The 12,688-nt window shown below is 70.7% G+C and carries 14 protein-coding genes; 8 read left to right on the forward strand and 6 right to left on the reverse strand.

Features of this window, described 5'->3' with window-relative positions:
• Nucleotides 1-10 precede the first annotated feature (10 nt).
• Together Q2K21_RS27545 and Q2K21_RS27550 are read right to left on the reverse strand one after the other, a co-directional pair.
• The gene (locus Q2K21_RS27545; RefSeq protein ID WP_310776134.1) at nt 11-1,204 is read right to left on the reverse strand and encodes a serine hydrolase domain-containing protein; all 1,194 of its coding nucleotides are present in this window, start codon (nt 1,202-1,204) and stop codon (nt 11-13) included.
• Nucleotides 1,156-2,532, reverse strand: coding sequence for a multidrug effflux MFS transporter (locus Q2K21_RS27550; RefSeq protein ID WP_310776136.1), 1,377 nt, complete (start codon nt 2,530-2,532; stop codon nt 1,156-1,158). Before Q2K21_RS27550 ends, Q2K21_RS27545 begins: the two co-directional genes overlap by 49 nt.
• A 91-nt stretch (nt 2,533-2,623) precedes the next feature.
• On the opposite strand from Q2K21_RS27550, the gene Q2K21_RS27555 reads away from it, so the two are divergent.
• Nucleotides 2,624-3,631 (forward strand): Gfo/Idh/MocA family protein, encoded by a 1,008-nt coding sequence (locus Q2K21_RS27555; protein ID WP_310776138.1) that lies wholly within the window; start codon nt 2,624-2,626, stop codon nt 3,629-3,631.
• Nucleotides 3,632-3,911: 280 nt separating this feature from the next.
• On the opposite strand, the gene Q2K21_RS27560 is transcribed toward Q2K21_RS27555, so the two are convergent.
• From Q2K21_RS27560 to Q2K21_RS27570, 3 genes are all read right to left on the reverse strand, one after another.
• Nucleotides 3,912-5,174, reverse strand: coding sequence for a D-alanyl-D-alanine carboxypeptidase family protein (locus Q2K21_RS27560; RefSeq protein WP_310776140.1), 1,263 nt, complete (start codon nt 5,172-5,174; stop codon nt 3,912-3,914).
• A 313-nt stretch (nt 5,175-5,487) separates the two neighbouring features.
• Nucleotides 5,488-6,483, reverse strand: coding sequence for an aldo/keto reductase (locus Q2K21_RS27565; protein ID WP_310776141.1), 996 nt, complete (start codon nt 6,481-6,483; stop codon nt 5,488-5,490).
• Between the two features lie 90 nt (nt 6,484-6,573).
• Complete coding sequence (locus Q2K21_RS27570; protein WP_310776143.1) at nt 6,574-6,900, reverse strand: nuclear transport factor 2 family protein; 327 nt, start codon at nt 6,898-6,900, stop codon at nt 6,574-6,576.
• A 153-nt stretch (nt 6,901-7,053) separates the two neighbouring features.
• Here Q2K21_RS27570 and Q2K21_RS27575 point away from each other — a divergent pair, with 153 nt between their 5' ends.
• From Q2K21_RS27575 to Q2K21_RS27600, 6 genes are all read left to right on the forward strand, one after another.
• Complete coding sequence (locus Q2K21_RS27575) at nt 7,054-7,620, forward strand: DoxX family protein (protein ID WP_310776145.1); 567 nt, start codon at nt 7,054-7,056, stop codon at nt 7,618-7,620.
• A 23-nt stretch (nt 7,621-7,643) separates the two neighbouring features.
• The gene (locus Q2K21_RS27580) at nt 7,644-7,973 is read left to right on the forward strand and encodes a MazG-like family protein (protein ID WP_310776147.1); all 330 of its coding nucleotides are present in this window, start codon (nt 7,644-7,646) and stop codon (nt 7,971-7,973) included.
• A 51-nt stretch (nt 7,974-8,024) separates the two neighbouring features.
• Nucleotides 8,025-8,546, forward strand: a complete 522-nt coding sequence (locus tag Q2K21_RS27585; protein WP_310776149.1) for a hypothetical protein — start codon at nt 8,025-8,027, stop codon at nt 8,544-8,546.
• Between the two features lie 172 nt (nt 8,547-8,718).
• A complete protein-coding gene (locus Q2K21_RS27590; protein WP_310776151.1) occupies nt 8,719-9,330 on the forward strand; it encodes an RNA polymerase sigma factor in 612 nt (203 codons plus the stop codon).
• Nucleotides 9,327-9,710, forward strand: a complete 384-nt coding sequence (locus Q2K21_RS27595) for a hypothetical protein (protein WP_310776153.1) — start codon at nt 9,327-9,329, stop codon at nt 9,708-9,710. Before Q2K21_RS27590 ends, Q2K21_RS27595 begins: the two co-directional genes overlap by 4 nt.
• Nucleotides 9,707-11,380 carry a dolichyl-phosphate-mannose--protein mannosyltransferase gene (locus Q2K21_RS27600; protein WP_310776155.1) on the forward strand — a complete coding sequence of 558 codons (1,674 nt, stop codon included), beginning with the start codon at nt 9,707-9,709 and terminating at the stop codon, nt 11,378-11,380. The genes Q2K21_RS27595 and Q2K21_RS27600 overlap by 4 nt, the downstream gene beginning before the upstream one ends.
• A 147-nt stretch (nt 11,381-11,527) precedes the next feature.
• Here Q2K21_RS27600 and Q2K21_RS27605 read toward each other — a convergent pair whose 3' ends face one another.
• On the reverse strand, nt 11,528-12,166 hold the full coding sequence (locus Q2K21_RS27605) for a TetR/AcrR family transcriptional regulator (RefSeq protein ID WP_310776157.1): 639 nt from the start codon (nt 12,164-12,166) through the stop codon (nt 11,528-11,530).
• A 148-nt stretch (nt 12,167-12,314) separates the two neighbouring features.
• Between Q2K21_RS27605 and Q2K21_RS27610 the strand changes: the two genes are divergently transcribed.
• Entirely contained in the window at nt 12,315-12,602 is a 288-nt protein-coding gene (locus Q2K21_RS27610) for a hypothetical protein (RefSeq protein WP_310776159.1), read from the forward strand.
• Nucleotides 12,603-12,688: the final 86 nt, after the last annotated feature.

Here is a 12,688-nt window from a genome sequence, read left to right on the forward strand (position 1 = left end):
CGGGCGCCGCTCACCCTGAAGCGCACCGCTCAGGCCCCCGCACCGCCCGCGCCAGCCGGTCCCCCGCCGCCGCCCGTGGTCGGCTGTCCGGGACCCGGCGGCGCGGATGGACCGTGTTCGCCAGGAGGACCAGGAACGTGTCCGTCGCCGGGTCCAGGACCAGTGACGTACCCGTGAAGCCCGTATGGCCGGCCGCGCCCCGACCCGACAACTCCCCCATGAACCACGGCTGGTCGACCGCGAACCCCAGCCCGGGCGAGGTGAGCATCCGTTCGACGAAATCGGGCCCCAGGATGCGCGCCGTGCCGTACGAACCGCCGGCCAGCAGAGTGCGGCAGAAGACGGCCAGGTCGCGCGCGGTCGAGAAGAGGCCCGCATGACCGGCCACCCCGCCGAGCACCCAGGCGTTCTCGTCGTGGACCACGCCCCGCAGCATCCCCCGGTCCACCTTGGCCCACGGCCGCCGCTGGTCCTCCGTCGCCGCCGCGCCCGGGCTCGGCCCGAAACCCGTCGCCGTCATCCCGAGCGGCCGGGTGATGCAGTCATGGATGAGCACGTCGAGCGGACGGCCGGTGACGCGTTCCAGAACGTATTGCAGGAGCAGCAGGTTCAGGTCCGAATAGCAGTACGTCCCGGGTACGCCCACCGGCGCCTCCGACCGCAGCAACGCGAGCCGTGCCGCGTCCGACGCGCAGTCGTACAGCGGGAGTTCGGGCCGCAGACCCGAGGTGTGGGTGAGCAACTGTCGTACGGTGATCCCGTGTTCCGCCGCCGCGTGGAATTCCGGCAGATACGCCGCCACCCGCGCGTCGATGCCGAGCGTGCCGCGCTCCAGTTGCTGGACGGCGGCGACCGCCGTGAACAGCTTGGTGAGCGAGGCCAGGTCGAAGGGCGTGTCCACGGTCATCGGCACCCGTGCCGCGGGCGGCAGTTCGACAGCCCGGTCCGCCTCCGCGTCGTACGCGGCATACCGGACCGCCCAGCCCAATGCCTCCTCCACGGCGATCACGGGGCCACGCCCGGCGACCACCACGGCGCCCGCCGCCCAGGGCCGCTCTCCGCTCACGGCGTCGTGGATCTCCCGTACGAGAAGACGCAGTTCCTCGGGATCGAGCCCCGCCTTCTCAGGGGTGTCAATGCGCAGTCTCGGCGCGCTCAGCTCTCTGCTCCCTCCACGCCCGCGCGTGTGTTCCAGGGACGGCACAGTGCCACGAAGCAGGCCACGGCCACCAGTGCCGCCGCCAGTTGGACGACGGCCATCGGGACCGCCGTGTGCTCACCGGCGATCCCGACCAGCGGCGAGGCGACGGCGCCGATGAGGAAGGAGGACGTGCCGAGGAGCGCGGAGGCGGCACCGGCGTTGCGCCGGGTGCGCATCAGGGCGAGTGACTGGGCGTTGGGCAGCGCGAGACCCATCGCCGACATGAGGACGAAGAGGGCCGCGGCGACCGGGCCGAGGCCCACCTCGCCGAGCGCGCCCATCGACATCAGCAGCAGGGCGGTCGCGGCGAGGGTGATGACCGCGAGGCCCACCGCCAGCACCTTGTCGAGGCTGACCCGGCCGACCAGGACCTTGCCGTTGATCTGTCCGACGACCACCAGGCCCACGGAGTTGACGCCGAACAGCAGGCTGAAGGTCTGCGGGGAGGCGCCGTAGATTTCCTGGATCACGAAGGGGGACGCGCTGACGTAGGCGAACAGCGCGGCGAAGGCGAAGCTGCCCGCGACCGTGTAGCCGGTGAAGACGCGGTCGGCCAGCAGCGCCCGCATGGAGCGCAGGGCCTCGCCCACTCCCCCGCTGTGCCGCTCGGCCGGAGGGAGCGTCTCGGGCAGCCTCACCCACACCAGCGCGGTGAGCGCGATCCCGACGGCGGTGAGGACGACGAAGACGCCCCGCCAGTCGGTGACGCGCAGGATCTGGCCGCCGATCAGCGGCGCGACGATCGGCGCGACCCCGGAGATCAGCATGAGGGTGGAGAAGAACCGGGCCATGGCCACGCCGTCGTACAGATCGCGGACGACGGCGCGCGCGATCACGATCCCGGCCGCTCCCGCGAGCCCCTGCACCAGCCGGAACGCGACGAGGGTCTCCACCGAGGGCGCGAGCGCGCACAGCACGGTGGCGACGACGTAGACGACGAGGCCCACGAGCAGCGGACGCCGCCGTCCCCACTTGTCGCTCATCGGACCGACCAGCAGCTGCCCGAGCGCCATGCCCGCGAGGCAGGCGGTGAGGGTGAGCTGCACGGTCGCGGCGGGCGCGTGCAGGGACGTGGTGACCTCCGGGAGGGACGGGAGGTACATGTCCATGGCCAGCGGGGGCGTGGCGTTGAGGCTGCCGAGGATGAAGGTGACGAGCAGACCGGTACGGCGGAGGGCGGCATCATGGCGGGGGGACGACGCGGCGGTGGACTGCGGTGCGTCGGAAGGGGGAATCGGCGCCTTCGCCTCGGCCATGTGGCCCTCTATGTGGCCTTCTATGTGGCCTTCCGGCTCCTTGCGGTCGTGCGTGGTACAGCCACGCTCGGGCATGTGCCCCTCCCTTGTCGTACGGTCCGCCGCCTATGCTCTCAGCTCGTACGGAGTGATCGGGTCGCGTACCGAGGGGCGGACAGGGGCGGACATGGCGGGGACGGCTGACGGGCGGGTGCGGTGGGGAATCCTGGCGACCGGCGGGATCGCCGCGGCCTTCGCGGCCGATCTGGTCGACCTGCCGGACGCGGAGATCGTGGCGGTGGCCTCGCGCAGCGAGGAGTCGGCGAAGGCGTTCGCGGAACGGTTCGGGATACCGCGGGCCTACGGGGAGTGGGACGCCCTCGCCATGGACGAGGACGTCGACGTGGTGTACGTCGCCACTCCGCACTCGGCGCACCGGGCCGCGGCCGGACTGTGCCTGGAGGCCGGGCGGAACGTGCTGTGCGAGAAGGCGTTCACCCTGAACGCGCGTGAGGCACAGGAGCTGGTCGCGCTGGCGAAGGAGCGCGACCGTTTCCTGATGGAGGCCATGTGGATGTACTGCCATCCGCTGGTGCGGCGGTTGAAGGCGCTGGTCGACGACGGGGCGATCGGCGAGGTGCGCAGTGTGCAGGCCGACTTCGGGTTGGCCGGTCCCTTCCCACCTTCACACCGGCTGCGGGATCCGGCACAGGGCGGTGGGGCGCTGCTGGACCTGGGTGTGTATCCGGTGTCGTTCGCGCAGCTGCTGCTCGGGGAGCCGTCGGACATCGTCGCGAGAGCGATGCTCTCCGACGAGGGCGTTGATCTCCAGACGGGGGCACTGCTCTCCTGGGAGAGCGGCGCTCTCGCCTCGGTGCACTGCTCCATCCACGGCGGTACTCCCACCTCCGCCTCGGTCACCGGCTCCAAGGGCCGCATCGACGTCCCGTACGGCTTCTTCTTCCCGGACCACTTCCTGCTCCACCGGGACGGCCACGACCCCGAGGAGTTCCGCGCCGACCCCGCCGACGGCCCACGCACCAGCCTCAAGCACGAGGCCTTGGAGGTCATGCGCGCCCTCAGGGCGGGCGAAACCCAGTCCCCGCTCGTCCCCCTCGACGGCACCCTCGCGGTGATGCGCACACTCGACGCGATACGGGACCGGATCGGCGTCCGCTACCCCGGGGAGCAGTGACCCACGGGCCGCGACTGACGGGACCCACGCCGGTCAGCGGATCCACCCCGCGTCCGGCCGGCGACTCAATCTACACAACCGGAATACTGCCCTCCGCACGCTTTCCGCACATGACAGGCATATGCTCAACATCTCCTCCACGAAAGCTTCACAGTTGGAGTACTGAGCTTCCGCAGGCCACACCAAGGGGGAGGCGGCAGCCGTTCCGTGGTCCGGCAGGGGGTGGACCTCGCGTGGGACCGCGAGGTACGCGCCGGACCGCGGAACGGCTGCCCATACGTCAGCGCCCGTCGCCGCCGCCCCGGTCGCCGCCGCCCCCGCCACCGTCCCCGCCACCGGCCGCCGCTTCCGCACGCCGGTCACCGCTCTCGCCGTCCGCCGCCGCTTCCTTCCGCCGGCGGCCCCGCAGCGCGTACGCCCCGCCGGCCAGCAGCGCCACCGCTCCGCCGGCCCCGCCGACCAGCCCCCACGTCGATCCGCCCGTCGCGGCGGAGGCCTCCGCACCGGAGGCCCCCTTCTTCGCCGCCCCCGTCGGTGAGGGCGACACCTTCGCGCCGCCCTCGCTCAGCGGATCGACCAGCGTGCCCACGGCCCGAGCGGTCCCGGCATGCGCGAATCCCCAGTCGAGCAGGGCGGCGGTCTCCTGGTAGACGCCGTTGCCGCCGGGCTCCGGGTGCATGACGGTCACGAGGAGGGTGCGGCCCCCGCGGGTGGCGGCACCGGTGAAGGTGTTGCCCGCGTGGCTGGTGTAACCGTTCTTGACGCCGATGAGCCCCTTGTATATGCCAAGGCCCCACGAACCGGTCAAAAGGCGGTCGGTGTTCTGGATCTGGAAGGTCTTCTTGCCGCCCGCAGGGAAGTGGGCGGTCCTCGTCGAGCAGTAGCCACGGAAGTCGGCGCTCTTCAGGCCGTGGCGGGCGAACAGGGTGAGGTCGTACGCGGAGGAGATCTGCCCCTTGTGGTCGAAGCCGTCGGGGCTCACCACATGCGTGTCAAGGGCCTGTAGATCCTCGGCCCTGGCCTGCATCTCGGCGACGGTCTTCGCGAGCCCGCCGTTCATATGGCTGAGGACGTGCACCGCGTCGTTGCCTGAGCGCAGGAAGACGCCGAGCCACAGCTGCTCGACGGTGTAGGTGATTCCGGGCTTGATGCCGACCAGGCTGGAGCCCGACGGGACGTCCGCGAGGTCGGCGTCGGTCACCTTGTACGTCCGGGTCCGCTCGAACTTCTCGAGAACGGTGTCCGCGAACAGCATCTTCAGAGTGGAGGCGGGCGCGAGCCGCCGGTGCGCGTTGCACGCGGCGAGCACCTCGCCGCTCTCGCAGTCGGCGACGAGCCAGGAGCGGGCGGAGAGCCTCTTGGGCAGGCCGGCGGCCCCCTGCACCTGGATGCCAGGGCGACCCAGCCGTTCGCCGCCGATGGTGGTGGCAGCGGACGCGGACGTGGGTGCGGCCAGGGTCAGCGGCGTGGCGGCGGCGAGCCCGAGCACGGCGCGGCGGGACATCCGCGCGGCCCTCGGGGAGAGCGGAAAGGAATCACGCATCCCGGGACCGTACAAAGGGAGTCCGCGGCGGCGCACAGCGGGGTCACAAAGTTGCGGCAAAGGCCGGGTTACGACGAGGCGACACCCCTGCGAACGGGGGCGCGCATACGCGGGCCCACCCTTGTACGCCCTCCACCGTCCCACCGGGAGGAGCGCGCCGCTGACGTTCATCATGGTCACCCACGACTCACGATCGCCCGCCGTGCGCCGCGCCTGGCCACCATCAAGGCGGGGCAGCTCACGCTGACCGAGCAGGGTCAGGGAGTGCTGACCAGGAGGTACTGATCCGCTCGTACGGCCTTGTGGGGGCCGCTCACCGCCCAAGTACCCGGTCGACCTCGGCCAGTTGCTCCGCGGTGAGCGGGCCCTTCGCGATCGCGCCCGCGTTCTCCTCCGCCTGGGCGACCGAGCGGAAGCCCGGGATCGGGACGGTACGCGGGCTGCGGGCCCAGATCCAGGCGAGGGCGCCCTGGGCGAGCGTACGGCCGTCGCTGGTGAGGATGGACCGGAGGGCCTCCACACGGCTCAGCCACTCCGCGTCGGCTCCGCCGCCTTCGGAGAAACCTGCCAGCCACGCGGGCGGCGCGTTGCGGATGTCGCCGGATTCGAGGGCGCTCCCCACGGTGTGCTTGCCGGTCAGCAACCCCATGGCGAGGGGGCTGCGGTTGATGCTCGCGAGGTTCGACTCCTCGCACAGGGCGAGGAGTTCGGGCGCTTCCTGGAGGATGTTGAGGCGGTGCTGGACGGCCGTGCAGTGGGGGCCCTCGGCGAAGACGGCGGCCCTCGCGGGGTCGTCGGTGCTCCAGGCGTACGCGCGGATGAGCCCCTCGCGTACGAACTCCTCGCAGGTCTCGCGGAGTTCGGCGGCCCGCTCCGGGTCGGCGTCCGAGAGGTGCAGCTGGTAGAGGTCGATGTGGTCGGTGTCGAGGCGGCGCAGGGAGGCGGTCAGGGCGCGGCGGGCGTACTCCGGGGAGTCGTCGCTGCCGACGAGCAGCCGGCGTTCCTCGTCAATAAGGTTGCCCCACTTGGTGGCGAGGACCACGTCGGCCCGCCGCTTGCCGAGGGCACGCGCGAGGATGCGCTCGCTGTGGCCGGTGCCGTACGCGTCGGCCGTGTCGAAGAAGGTGACGCCGAGGTCGAGGGCGCGCCGGATCGCCCGGACGGACTCCTCGTCGTCGACCTTGCCCCAGCCCAGCGGCTGTCCGTCCGGGGTGCTCCACTCGCCGCCGATGGCCCAGCAGCCGAAGCCGAGGGCGCTGACCTCGATGCCGGCGCGGCCCAGTGTCCTGGTGTGCTCGATGGTCTCCATGCCCGGAAACGTTAGGAGTTGGAGTTCACTCCAAGGCAAGGCCTCGAACCGGGGCTTGGGCACGGACTGGCGCGTACGGGCGAACGCTCCTCAGGCCTGACCGGTCTCGAAGCGGGTGATCCGGCCGTCGTCGTCCACGGTGAAGGACCACCGGGTGCGCATCTCGCCCCAGGTGTCGTTGCGGTAGGTGGCGATGAGGGAACGACCGCCCTTGGACTCGTTGTCGACGTCCATGTGGCCGTGGGAGGAGAAGATCTCCTGGTCGATCCAGTCGGCGAGGTCCCGGTCGGAGCCGTCGTCCGCCATGGTGGCGCCGGGCGCGAGGAGCGCCATGAAGCCCTCGCGGTCGTGGGAGTTGACGGCGGTGACGAAAGCCCGGACGGCGGGGTCGCTGAGTTTGGCTGTCTGAATCGTCATGCCTGTCAGGCTTACCCGAGTCCCCGGGCCCCGCCACCCGAGCCCAGGGGCCCGCCACCCGAACGGCGCCGAGAACGGGCCGGGCCGGTGTGGCCGGTGGGACGGTGGGAACGCGGACGGAACTGTCCCTGCTGCCTGCCCCCGGGAGTGATCGTGACCTGTATCGACCGACGTGACGTGGGACTTCTGCTGCTTCGGCTGGGCACCGGCGGGGTGCTGGCGGCGCACGGCGCGCAGATGCTGTTCGGCTGGTTCGGAGGAGGCGGGCTCGAGGGGACCGGGCAGTACATGGAGTCCGTGGGCTACCGGCCGGGGAAGGCGAGCGCGACGGCGGCCGGACTCGCACAGGCGGGCGGTGGCACGCTGCTGGCACTGGGCCTGGCGACGCCGGCTGCCGGTGCGGCGGCGGCCGGTTCGATGGCGGGGGCGGCGGCGGTGCACGTACCGAACGGGTTCTTCGCCCAGAGCGGCGGCTACGAGTACGCGGCGACCCTCGGCCTCACGGCGGCGGGCCTGGCGGTCACGGGCCCCGGCCGGCTCTCGGTGGACGCGCTGTTCGGCCACGCCGTGAACCGCGGGTGGATGGTCCCGGCGGCGTTCGCGGCGACGGCGACGGTCACGGCGCTGGTGGTGGGGGCGCGGAACAAGCGGCTGCGGAGGCAGACGGAGGGGGAGCAGGACCCGCTGTTCGATGACCAGGAGGCCCTCTTCGACGAGTAGCCCCCGCATGGCAGGCTGCGGGTATGAGTGAGCACGTCGACTCCGCGGACCTGTGGGATTCGATCACCCGACTGCACGCGTGGCTGGACGCGAACCGCACGCACGACGGTGCGGACGGCCTGCTGCTGCGCGTGCTGAAGCTGTCGGAGGAGGTCGGCGAGGTCGCGCAGGCGGTGATCGGCGCGACGGGACAGAATCCCCGCAAGGGCACGACGCACAGCTGGGCGGACGTCGAGGCGGAGCTGTGCGACGTGGTGATCACGGCCCTGGTGGCCCTGCGCACCCTGACACCGCAGGCGCGCGAGGTGTTCGCGGCGCATCTGGAGAGGGTCACGAACCGCTCGCTCGGCTGACCGGGTTCCGCGGGGGACCGTGGATCCACCACAGGGGGGACAGGGGAGGGCATGCCCGACAACGCGTTCTGGATCGCCTCGTTGACCGCGGGTACGGCCGTCCTGGCGAGCTGGGTGACCAGCCGCGGGACGGCGCGGGCCGCACGCATCCAGGCCGACACGACGACACGGGCGCAGCGGGTGGAACGGCTGCGGGAGACCCGGCGCACCGCGTACGCGAACCTGATCGAGCAGGCGCAGCGGATGGGCGACCTGTACTGGAAGGTGTCGGACCTCTGCGCGGACGACATCACCCAAGCCCCCGGGGAGCTACGGCAGTTGAGGGACCGCCTGCGGGACGAGTACAGCGGGCTGCGTCACTGCACGTGGATCGTGTCGTTGGAGGGCCCGCCCGAAGTCGCCGAGGCGGCCGACGCGCTGCGGCGCACCACGACCCCTTCCTACCGGGCCGTCGAGGCCATGCTCGACGGCGACCGCGAGGCCGCCGAGCGGTTCGACGCGGCGTACGCGCCCTTCTGGCAGGCGCTGAGGGACTTCGTCGAGCGGGCGCGTGAGGCGCTGCGCGTGATGTGAACCGGCTGGGCCGACCACAGAAGAACGGTGGCGTAGATCACACCGGATCTTGTCGCTCGCTTGTCGGCCACCTGCAACCTGGACCGGGTTCACACGTCTGTCGGGACGAAGGTGCCTTCACTGGAGAACCATGACGACAGCCACGCACGCTTTCCCACCAGCCTCCACGAAAATGCGCACGACGCTCAGCGGATGGGCACGGCTGCTGCGCAGCGTGGCCCAGAGGCGGGAGCACCCTGACCCCGCCTTGCCACGCCCCTGCCCGAGCAGATCTCCCGACGCGTACGCGGCGGAGGGCACGCCTGGAATCGACGAGCTCTACCATGAGCACCGGCTGGGGCTGGTCCGGCTCGCGCTGTTGCTGGTCGATGACCTGCCCACGGCCGAGGACTTGGTGCAGGACGCGTTCGCCGCACTCGTCCGCAGGCACGGCGCCTGGCTGACGGGCGTGCACGACCCGGTGGCCTATGTCCGGACGAGCGTGGTGAACGGGGCGCGTTCCGTACTGCGGCGGCGCAGGACCGCACGCGCACATGTCCCCGAACGGCAGAGCCCCGTTCCGCTGCCCGAAGAACACGTCCTGCTGAAAGAAGAGCACCGCGAAGTCCTCGACGCGCTGCGCAGACTCACCCGACGCCAGCGCGAGGTTCTCGTGCTGCGGTACTGGTCTCATCTTTCCGAGGCACAGATCGCCGAGACGCTCGGGCTGTCCCGCGGGACGGTCAAGTCGACGGCCAGCAGGGCGCTGGACGCGCTCGGCAGGCACCTGGGGGCAACGCGGTGAACGGATCGACGACTCACCCGAGGCGTGAACAGCTCGAAGACCGGCTGCGAGCCGCCCTCGACGCCAAGGCCCACAGCGTCGACATCAACGACCTGCGACCCGCCTTCCCGCCCCCGCAACCCGCCCGACCGCGATTCCCGGCTCGCCGCGTCGCCCTCCTCGGCCTCGGCCTCGTCATCGGCCTCGCGGCAGTGGCCGCGAGCGTCCTGCTCATCGCGGTCGGGCATGAGCCGTTCGAACCGAACGAGCCCGCCCGCCCGTCCCAGTCCCAGTCCCAGTCCCAGTCCCAGTCCCACAGCGAGTCCCCCACGACGCCGGTGGCAGGGGAACGCTCACCGTCCCCGTCCGCAACGGTGACGGAGACGAGCGGGCCGCGGTGAATGAATCCTTGACCTGGACGGGCCGCTTGCGCCGCTTCGGTTACGTACCGCTTCCGCGCACCGACACCGGGGAACGCCTGGCGCCGAGCCATCCCCGGCCACCGACTCATCTCTGGCAGGCTCTGGGCTGTCCCCCGGCCGTCGCCTCCCGTGCCGCGAGGGCGACCGGCTGGCTGGGACCGTTGCTGACCGCCGCCATCGCCGGGGTGATCCGCTTCTGGCGACTCGGCCGGCCGCACGACCTGATGTTCGACGAGACCTACTACGCCAAGGACGCCTGGGCTCAACTCCAGCTCGGCTACGAAACCGTGTGGCCGGACCGCACAACAGCCGACCCGCAGATCCTCGCCCACCACCAGGTCATACCCCTCTCGGACACCGGTGCGTTCGTCGCCCACCCGCCGCTGGGCAAGTGGGTCATCGCCATCGGTGAGTGGCTGTTCGGCCTGAATCCGTTCGGTTGGCGCTTCATGACAGCGGTCCTCGGCACACTGTCCGTTCTGATGCTGTGCCGCATCGGACGGCGTCTGTTCCGTTCGACGTTCCTCGGCTGTCTGGCCGGCTTGCTGATGGCCGTGGACGGCTTGCACTACGTCATGAGCCGCAGCGCACTGCTGGACATCGTGGTGATGTTCTTCGTCCTGTCCGCGTTCGGCTGCCTGCTGATCGACCGGGACCGGGCGCGGGCGCGACTGCTCCAGGCGCTGCCCAGGGACGAGGCGGACAGGGTGAGGCCGGATCAGCACACGGGCGACCGGGCCGGAATGGGGTGGCGGCCCTGGCGGTTGGCCGCCGGCGTCTCCTTGGGCCTGGCGGCGGCGACCAAATGGAACGGTCTCTATTTCCTGCTGTGCTTCACGGTGATGACCCTGCTGTGGGACGTGGGCTCCCGTCGTACCGCCGGGGCAGGGCACCCGTACCGCGCGGTGCTGCGCAAGGACCTCGGCTGGTCCGTGGCGTCCCTCGTCCCCGTCGCTCTGGCGACGTATCTGACGACATGGACCGGATGGTTCCTGTCCGACAAAGGGTATGGCCGGCACTGGGCGGACGGCCGGGGCGGCACATGGGCGTGGATCCCCGCGCCCCTGCGCAGCCTCTGGCACTACGAATACCAGGTCTACCAATTCAATATCGGGCTGGAGAAACCCCACCCGTATCAGTCGAATCCGTGGAGCTGGCCGGTGCTCGGTCGCCCCGTACTGTTCTCTTTCGAGTCGTCACCCGACGGACAGCACGGCTGCGGTGCATCCGGAGGCTGTGTGCGAGACATCACCGCTCTGGGCACACCGATGCTGTGGTGGTCGGCCTGTGGCGCCCTGATCTACCTGCTGTACCGGTGGGCGCTACGACGCGACTGGCGCGCCGGCGCCGTCCTGTGCGCGGTGGCGGCGGGCTGGCTGCCGTGGTTCCTCTACCAGGACCGCACCATCTTCTCCTTCTACGCGGTCGTCTTCCTGCCCTACCTGTGCCTGGCCGTGGCGATGACGGCCGGCGCGCTCCTCGGCCCACCCGGAGCCGCCCGACGACGCCGCCTGTGGGGCACGGTGGGCGCCGGCACCCTCACGCTGCTGGTCCTGTGGAACTTCATCTATTTCTTCGCTCTGTACACGGGTACGCAGATCCCCAATACCTCTTGGCGCGAGCGGATGTGGCTCGACTCCTGGGTGTAGTGATCCTGCGGAAACCGGAAACGCGGAAACACGGAAACGCGGAAATAGGGAACGCAGAGCGGCAGACGAGTCGGGCTGTACGCCGGGTTTTCCTGGAGCACCTTCTGGCCGGCTTCTTCGCGGGCCGGATCGGTTGTGACCCGCTAGTCAGCAGCCGACGGGCGCGTCCCCCCGGAACGCCCCGGCCACCACGGGGACGAGCTGCCGCTCGATCTGCTCGGCGGACATCGCGGCGAACTCGGTGCCGATGGGCGCCAACGCGAGCCAGTTCAGCAGGCCGGCTGCACATCGCGTACGGAAGACCAGTTCCTGCTCGGGGACTCCGGGAACGTTCGCCGTCAGCACCCTGAGGGCCTCCCTGCGGCACCGGTCGAACTTGCCGGTCAGCCTCTCCCACCCCTGGGGCGGATCGATACCGACGCGCGCCACGGTCCGCATCACGGCCAGCTCATGCCCACCGGCCGCCAGCGCGCGCATCATCGGCCGGGCGAACGCCGCCGCCACGTCCTGGAGCGTCGAAGTGGAGCCGAGCGGACCGAGCGCCAGAAGCTGTGCGTCCAGATACTGTTCCAACGCGTGCTCTATCGCCGAGTCACACAGCGCCTTCAGCGACCCGAAGTGGTAACTCACGGCGGCGACGTTGACTCCGGCGCGATCCATGATCTCGCGGAGCGTCACGCCCTCCTGGCCGCGTTGCGCGATCAGCTCCAGAGCGGCCGTCTGCAGGCCGTCCCGGGTGCGCTGACCAGCCTCCCGGCGCAGGTCCGTCCTTTCTGCCCGTTTCACGCGATGTACCCAAGCAGATGCTCGGCCCCAGACCGTCGGCTACGCCCTCGCCGACTCCCCCTCGGGACAAGCCGCCTGGATCTACGAGAAGTTCCTCGACTGGACCGACAGCACCGGCCGGCCCGAGGGCGTCCTGTCCCGGGACGACATGCTCGACAACATCACGCTGTACTGGCTCACCGACACCGCCGCCTCCTCGGCCCGCCTGTACTGGCAGAACTACGGCGCGTCGGGACTGACCACGCTCGACCTGCCGGTGGGACCGAGCGTCTTCCCGCACGAACTCGTCCGCAGCCCGAAGATCTGGGCCGAACGCGCCTACAGCGACCTCGTCTACTTCAACGACCGGATCCCCCTGGGCGGCCACTTCGCCGCGTTCGAACAGCCCCTGCTGTTCACCCAGGAAGTCCGGAAGTTCGCCCGCCTGGTGAAGTGACCCCGGATCACCCCTGACGCAGGTGCCGCTTCATGCACCCGCCCAGCCACACCTAAGATGGTAGAGAGGTCAACCTTCTCGTAGGG

The sequence above is a fragment of the Streptomyces sp. CGMCC 4.7035 genome (assembly GCF_031583065.1).
Taxonomy (GTDB): Bacteria; Actinomycetota; Actinomycetes; order Streptomycetales; family Streptomycetaceae; genus Streptomyces; species Streptomyces yaanensis.

Coding starts and splice junctions, on each gene's coding strand:
- Q2K21_RS27550 (WP_310776136.1), bottom strand. CDS start 2,532: ATGCCCGAGCGTGGCTGTACCACGCACGACCGCAAGGAGCCGGAAGGC.
- Q2K21_RS27555 (WP_310776138.1), top strand. CDS start 2,624: ATGGCGGGGACGGCTGACGGGCGGGTGCGGTGGGGAATCCTGGCGACC.
- Q2K21_RS27560 (WP_310776140.1), bottom strand. CDS start 5,174: ATGCGTGATTCCTTTCCGCTCTCCCCGAGGGCCGCGCGGATGTCCCGC.
- Q2K21_RS27565 (WP_310776141.1), bottom strand. CDS start 6,483: ATGGAGACCATCGAGCACACCAGGACACTGGGCCGCGCCGGCATCGAG.
- Q2K21_RS27570 (WP_310776143.1), bottom strand. CDS start 6,900: ATGACGATTCAGACAGCCAAACTCAGCGACCCCGCCGTCCGGGCTTTC.
- Q2K21_RS27580 (WP_310776147.1), top strand. CDS start 7,644: ATGAGTGAGCACGTCGACTCCGCGGACCTGTGGGATTCGATCACCCGA.
- Q2K21_RS27585 (WP_310776149.1), top strand. CDS start 8,025: ATGCCCGACAACGCGTTCTGGATCGCCTCGTTGACCGCGGGTACGGCC.
- Q2K21_RS27590 (WP_310776151.1), top strand. CDS start 8,719: ATGCGCACGACGCTCAGCGGATGGGCACGGCTGCTGCGCAGCGTGGCC.
- Q2K21_RS27610 (WP_310776159.1), top strand. CDS start 12,315: ATGCTCGACAACATCACGCTGTACTGGCTCACCGACACCGCCGCCTCC.